General features: G+C 42.3%; 5 protein-coding genes and 1 pseudogene. 3 read left to right on the forward strand and 3 right to left on the reverse strand.

The features are described from left to right. Positions 1 to 198: pseudogene (locus tag EC604_RS29250) on the forward strand (ABC transporter substrate-binding protein); the annotation flags it as partial. 84 nt (positions 199 to 282) lie between these two features. Here EC604_RS29250 and EC604_RS29255 read toward each other — a convergent pair. Next, positions 283 to 1,209 (reverse strand): LysR family transcriptional regulator, encoded by a 927-nt coding sequence (locus EC604_RS29255; protein ID WP_123067458.1) that lies wholly within the window; start codon positions 1,207 to 1,209, stop codon positions 283 to 285. Between the two features lie 112 nt (positions 1,210 to 1,321). Here EC604_RS29255 and EC604_RS29260 point away from each other — a divergent pair, with 112 nt between their 5' ends. Continuing rightward, the gene (locus EC604_RS29260) at positions 1,322 to 2,710 is read left to right on the forward strand and encodes an MFS transporter (protein ID WP_123067459.1); all 1,389 of its coding nucleotides are present in this window, start codon (positions 1,322 to 1,324) and stop codon (positions 2,708 to 2,710) included. A 364-nt stretch (positions 2,711 to 3,074) separates the two neighbouring features. On the opposite strand, the gene EC604_RS29265 is transcribed toward EC604_RS29260, so the two are convergent. Together EC604_RS29265 and EC604_RS29270 are read right to left on the reverse strand one after the other, a co-directional pair. After that, positions 3,075 to 4,286, reverse strand: coding sequence for a hypothetical protein (locus EC604_RS29265; protein WP_123067460.1), 1,212 nt, complete (start codon positions 4,284 to 4,286; stop codon positions 3,075 to 3,077). A 58-nt stretch (positions 4,287 to 4,344) separates the two neighbouring features. Then, the gene (locus EC604_RS29270) at positions 4,345 to 4,944 is read right to left on the reverse strand and encodes a hypothetical protein (RefSeq protein WP_123067461.1); all 600 of its coding nucleotides are present in this window, start codon (positions 4,942 to 4,944) and stop codon (positions 4,345 to 4,347) included. Positions 4,945 to 5,232: 288 nt separating this feature from the next. Here EC604_RS29270 and EC604_RS29275 point away from each other — a divergent pair, with 288 nt between their 5' ends. Further along, the gene (locus EC604_RS29275; protein ID WP_123067462.1) at positions 5,233 to 5,799 is read left to right on the forward strand and encodes an RNA polymerase sigma factor; all 567 of its coding nucleotides are present in this window, start codon (positions 5,233 to 5,235) and stop codon (positions 5,797 to 5,799) included. Positions 5,800 to 5,877 lie beyond the last annotated feature (78 nt).

Below are 5,877 nucleotides of genomic sequence, written 5' to 3' on the forward strand. Positions count from 1 at the left end.
ACGGGCGCAGCCACACCAACCATGGTATCCAAGTGGAACCTGCTCCGTCAGTCCGAGCTCGAAACCTTCAACAAAATCATCTACGGCAAACTGCCAATCGATGCATTCGATCAATTCGTCACCAACTGGAAATCCAACGGCGGCGACCAGATCACCCAAGAGGTGAATGATTGGTTCAAGTCTGTAAGTGGTAAGTAAGATTTGTTGTTGTGAAAAGTAAAGCATTAAAACCCGAGCCGAAGCGTGAATAACTCGCTTCGGCTCGGGGGTTTAATTTAAAGATTACACCTGCCCGCTATCACTATCTTCGTGTGCGGGCTTTACATAACCTTCACTTGATAAAGAGTTGAAGTATTGCTCGACAACCCCGCGGAATTGCTGAGCAGCACGCGAAATGTATCGGCCACGTTTCCACCATAAAGCAATCTCCATAACAAGTTCATGATCCTCTACTCGAAGATAATGGATATGTTCCCGTGGATTCACGGCTGTACCAGGAATAAATCCGATGCCAATCCCTGCCTCAACAAGAGCATTCACTCGGGCAGGTTCATTGCCCTCATACACATATTTCGGCAAAAATCCTGCCGTTCTGCATACAGCATCTACCAGATCACGAGTACGGTAACCCCGCTTTACACCGACAAACTCTTCATCCTGAATCTCCGTCAAACGGACACTACTCCCGCCAGCCAATCGATGTCCCTGTGGAACGGCCACGAAAATAGGCGTGACGTGTACGATTTCGTATTCGATGTCGTCTCCCTCTATGGGTGGAGATGATAAGCAGAAGTCAACCTCACCCCGGTGCAGGAGCACAGCCGCTTCCTCCGTGGTCAGCATTTCAACATGAAACTGGATATGTGGATGCTTGTTCCGAAACTTGCGCAGGATATATGGTAATGTACTTGCGGTTGTTACCACTAATTCCAGTACATCATGGTCCAGATCGGACAAATCTCTTAACTCCTGCCTTCCTTGTTCCAATTCAAACAATGCCCTTTCCGCACGGGTAAGGAATTTACTTCCATATTCATTAAGCCGGAGCTTTCTTCCTGTCCGATCGAATAGAGGTACGCCGACATCTTCCTCCAGACGCTGAATGGTTTTACTCAGTGACGATTGTGTAACATGCAACATTCGTGCGGCTTCGGTCATATGCTCCAGGCGGGCTACCGTAAGAAAATAATGTAGTTGCAGAAGCTCCATTTTATCCTCCATTCATTCCTTCAAGTCAATAATATGATAACATAAAATGCGTTGGAGTAAATGAAAAATTTCAAGTACCCTATGATTAAACATAAAAACAAAGGAGTTTACTATGGGGACTCGAAGCCGATGGTTAATCATTTCTGTAGGGCTGGGAATGCTGCTTAACCCATTAAATTCTTCAATGGTTGCAGTAGTCATTCCAAGGCTGCAAAAGGCGTTTCAACTGGATTTCACCGTTATTTCCTGGATCATTTTCGCTTTCTATATTGCGAGCACGATAGCCAATCCTGTGGTAGGAAAGGTCAGCGACATATGGGGCCGAAAAAACGTGTTTCTTGCCGGGCTTTTGATCACTTTGGCCGCATCATTAGGGGCGCCGTTCGCGCCCACCTTTGGCTCACTTATCGCTTTGCGGGTTGTGCAGTCCATTGGGACCAGCATGCTCATTTCAGTCGGGATGGCAATCATTCGTATTCAGGTTCAGGAGAAGCAAGGCGCGGCAGCGTCCATGCTGACCATCTTCCAATCGGGAGCGGCAGCCATTGGTCCTTTTGTGGGAGGTATTCTGATTTATTGGTGGGATTGGTACGCGATATTCTTTGTCAATATTCCGTTTGTCATCATAAGCTTTTTGTTGGCGTGGAAAATGATTCCCAGCGACGAAATGCCAAAAGCATCGGTTATCCGCAATATGTCTTTCGGTAAATGGTGGGGTGTGATGGACGGAGCCGGGATCCTACTTTTCACTGCGGGACTGGTTCCTCTGTTAATCGCTCTGTTATCTATAGAAGGAGACAGCCCTATTTCGTTCACCCACGTCATGATCGGAGTGGCAGGTCTTATCACCATCAGCGCTTTCATCCGTCATGAATTAAAAGTAACTACACCTTTTATTCCCATGCGCAGCTTTGCCAAATATCCTGCAATCACTTGGATCAATATCGAGTTTATCGTGGTAAACTTGCTATTTTACACCCTCTTCTTCGGGATTCCATCCTACTTGCAGGTCGTACGTCATGTTAGCGAGTTCCATACAGGTATACTCATGCTGACCTTGGGCTTGAGCTCGCTTGTTGCATCTCCACTGGCAGGACGATGGATCGACAAATCCGGGCCAAAACCCGCATTACTCACAGCAGCAATTCTAATGATATTAGGCTCTCTCTGGCTGGCAAACTTGAATGAAGACTCACCGCTTCTTAGCGTATGTGTAGCCTTGGCCGCATTCGGTTTTAGTAATGGACTGAACGGTGTTGGCATGCAAGCAGCCTTGTTCAAAAGCTCCCCGAAAGAAATCATCGGCGTAGCCTCGGGCCTGTTCAGCTCCTCTCGAAATTTGGGAGCAATCCTCTCTTCATTACTCATCGCCATCATGATGGGCGGACAGTTTAGCTACAAAGGCTTTCATCTACTGGGGGTAGCACTCACTATCATTGCACTATGCTTGCTGTACATGAGTTGGGCACGCCGGGAACCAGCGCAGCACCCGCAATCGTAGCCTCGTTAGTAGTTCCTTTTAGCAAAATGAGTAGAACATCCCGAAGTGATATTCGAGAAATACGAATTCTGTAAACCGAAAAACAACGGGTATGCAGGTAATCTGAACTCGCAACCTTCAACAAAATCATCTACGGCAAACTGCCAATCGATGCATTCGATCAATTCGTAGCTAACTGGAAATCCAACGGCGGCGACCAGATTACGCAAGAGGTGAATGATTGGTTCAAGTCAGTAAGTGGAAAGTAAAGATTTTGTTTTTGGGAAAAGTAGTATGAAACAATGCAAATGAAACAAAAAAACAAGCCGAGGCAAGTACCTTAAAGCTTCGGCTTGTTTTTGTCTATGCAATTTAATCCGCTTTATTATAATTCGTTTTGGAAAGCTTTCCTCTGGGCATTAATAGCTGCTGAATCCTCTTCATTTAAAGTTTGCACCTTGTTTAATAATTCTTTCAATTTCATAACTTTGACTGTATGTTTATCAATAATAGCCTGATCCTCTTCTTGGAGAACTTCGTTAGTGGAGAAAGCTTCCACAATTTTTGAGCTTCTTTTCAAGCTTTCGTTTATTTCTTTGATTAAATCCGTTTTAGAGGAAACCGTCGCTAACTCTGGTTCGCTTACTTCATATTCTTTAAAATCATGTGCATAATAAAAAACATCTTCATCTGATTTCGAGAATTCCTCAATACTTCTGGAAGAGATATTCAATTCCTTCGCTCTTTTGTCAAACTCATCTCTTGGAATTTCTTCAATTCCATACTCCTCTTTTTCCGAAGCTGACATCATTCCAGGATTCCAGTTCTCATTCGTCTTTGCCGCTAAACTTCGTCCTGCGCTACCAGCTTCAAGATTCCGGTACCTTACACCAGCAGATAAGAGTTCGTAACCTGGACCAAAAATCATGTACTCAGTTGAAATCTGCGCCGTCTGGTTTGGCTCTACGTCGGCTATGAACCAGAAGTATTGGCCGGTATCTGAGATATCAGAAGACCAATCCCATTTCCTCCACAAGCGATTATCTGTCGTAACAACATCATCAACCGTACTACGCATGGCATCAATTAATCCAGCAATTGCCCAAGCATATCCAGCCTTTAAATCGTTAATAGCTGTAATCGCAAAACCAATAATAGCTCCAGCAAGAGTGCTATAACCTGGTTTGAAGCCTGAAGATTCTGGCGCAGAACCAATGTACTTACTGTCTGCGCTAGACCATAAAGCCAACTTGCTTGTATTTGAGGTTCCTTCTATTTCAAATGCTGCTATTCTTATTTTACTTGTCGCTTTATCGTTGTATCTACTTGCTCCTGTTCCAACAATTCTATAGTTGAATCCCCATGCTTTGCGGGCACTAGACCATTCCGCACCCATAAATCCGATTGAATATGCAGAATAAATATCATAATGATTATTTCCAGCCTCTCTCCAAGTAAGCGAATTACTTGCCTCTGTATGATTAACAGGTTGATCCGCTGCAAACGCATAATTTCCAAATAATATCGTCGCAAAAATACTTGTAACTAAAAGCGCGCTTATTGTTCTTTTTAAAGGTTTTCTCAATAATGAATTCAATTAGGTCAACTCCTTTTAGTTTTCGTCTCCCATAATAAAAGAATCATGATTAAGTACTTTAAAATACAGGAACTTCAACAGAATCCGTACCCATAATTTGTTTGCCATTTTTATCTTCTGATCCGACCTCAATACCAATCTTTAATGACTCAGATGTGGTTACACCCTTTTGATCCGGACTTAAATCGATTACGATTGTTCCAGTACCTCCGCCATTTGCTGTTAAATCTCGTTCCCTCCCAATCTCAATCATTGTGCGCCATGAAGAGTCATCAGAAGAGTTCTTCCAAGTGGATACATACTCAGCGGGCTTCAGCTTCGATTGATGTTCAGGGTAACTGCTGGTGATGCTCGAGACACTCCATTGATCAGGGATATAAAATGCAACACCACCCCAGTCAGTGGGGTCAATCTCTACATGTGCTACGATTTTGATATGATCAATCTGCTCCTTTTCACCATCAACAAATATCGTTCCTTGTGTCATTGTCTTTAAATTCGTGGACTTAGCATCCAGTTCAAAATTTTTGACTTGAATGATATTGCCATTAACCACCAGCTGGCTGGCATCATTTTTTTGGCTATTTAAAAGGAACAGAACAAACCCAATCGCAATAAACATAAAAAGTAAGATTAAGTATTTGGATTTTTTTCTCATATAACCATACCTCACTTCTGCCTTTGTTTCTTTAAGCTTACCACATAATCAACGCCTCCTTTCTTTATCAGCTCCTCTCAAGTCTACGCAGAATTAATTCATGGTGTTCAGGTGTATACATATATAACGTTGCAATCTGCATTATCTAACGAAAAAAGTATGAATTTGTAAAATCAACAAACTCAATTGAATTAATTAGTGTTATAAACCAATGAAATAAATAACTTATTATCCCAAATAAGTTGCGCTGTTTCGTGTTAATTACATAAAAATTTATGGAGGACACGTATGGTTCAATGGTTTGATTATTTTAAAGTCCCAATAGGCAGTGTTGATCCAACAATTCAGGAAACAGTTTATAATTCTTTTTACAAGTTCGTATATCCAAGCATTTACTCCATGATACTGGATCATTCTCTAACGGAAGATATTATTCAAGATGCTTTTATTAAATCAATTACAAAGGGTCCATATATTAGATCAGATTCAAATATCCCAGCTTGGATTAAACGCCTGGCCTACAACACAACGTTAGATTACTTAAGAAAGCTGAATAGAGAACGTCGACTTTTGGCTCACCCTTGCAGTTACGACATCGAAATTCCCAGTGATTCAATGACTGTAGACAGAGAAGTCGAGAGAAAAGAGAGTAACGAAGAATTATACAGAGCCATTGACGAGTTGAAATTAGACTATCAAGTGGCACTTATATTATTTTATGTAGAGGGAAAAACGTACCGTGAAATCTGTAATGAACTTCGTTTAACAGAGTCTGTATTCACACAAAGATTGGCTAGAGCCCGTAAAAAATTACTTCATAATCTCCAAAGACTAGATTCTAAGGATATTCTCTAATGAATTCCCGTTCCTGACCGGCCCGGCGCGTATTCCGGATCTGTACATGAAAACACTCGTGAAACTCGCTAACGGCGA

The sequence above is a fragment of the Paenibacillus amylolyticus genome, assembly GCF_003719335.1.
Classification (GTDB): Bacteria; Bacillota; Bacilli; order Paenibacillales; family Paenibacillaceae; genus Paenibacillus; species Paenibacillus amylolyticus_D.

Bases quoted from the DNA above. Each gene is read 5' to 3' on its own strand.
- EC604_RS29255 (WP_123067458.1), bottom strand. From the start codon at position 1,209: ATGGAGCTTCTGCAACTACATTATTTTCTTACGGTAGCCCGCCTGGAG.
- EC604_RS29275 (WP_123067462.1), top strand. From the start codon at position 5,233: ATGGTTCAATGGTTTGATTATTTTAAAGTCCCAATAGGCAGTGTTGAT.
- EC604_RS29260 (WP_123067459.1), top strand. From the start codon at position 1,322: ATGGGGACTCGAAGCCGATGGTTAATCATTTCTGTAGGGCTGGGAATG.
- EC604_RS29270 (WP_123067461.1), bottom strand. From the start codon at position 4,944: ATGAGAAAAAAATCCAAATACTTAATCTTACTTTTTATGTTTATTGCG.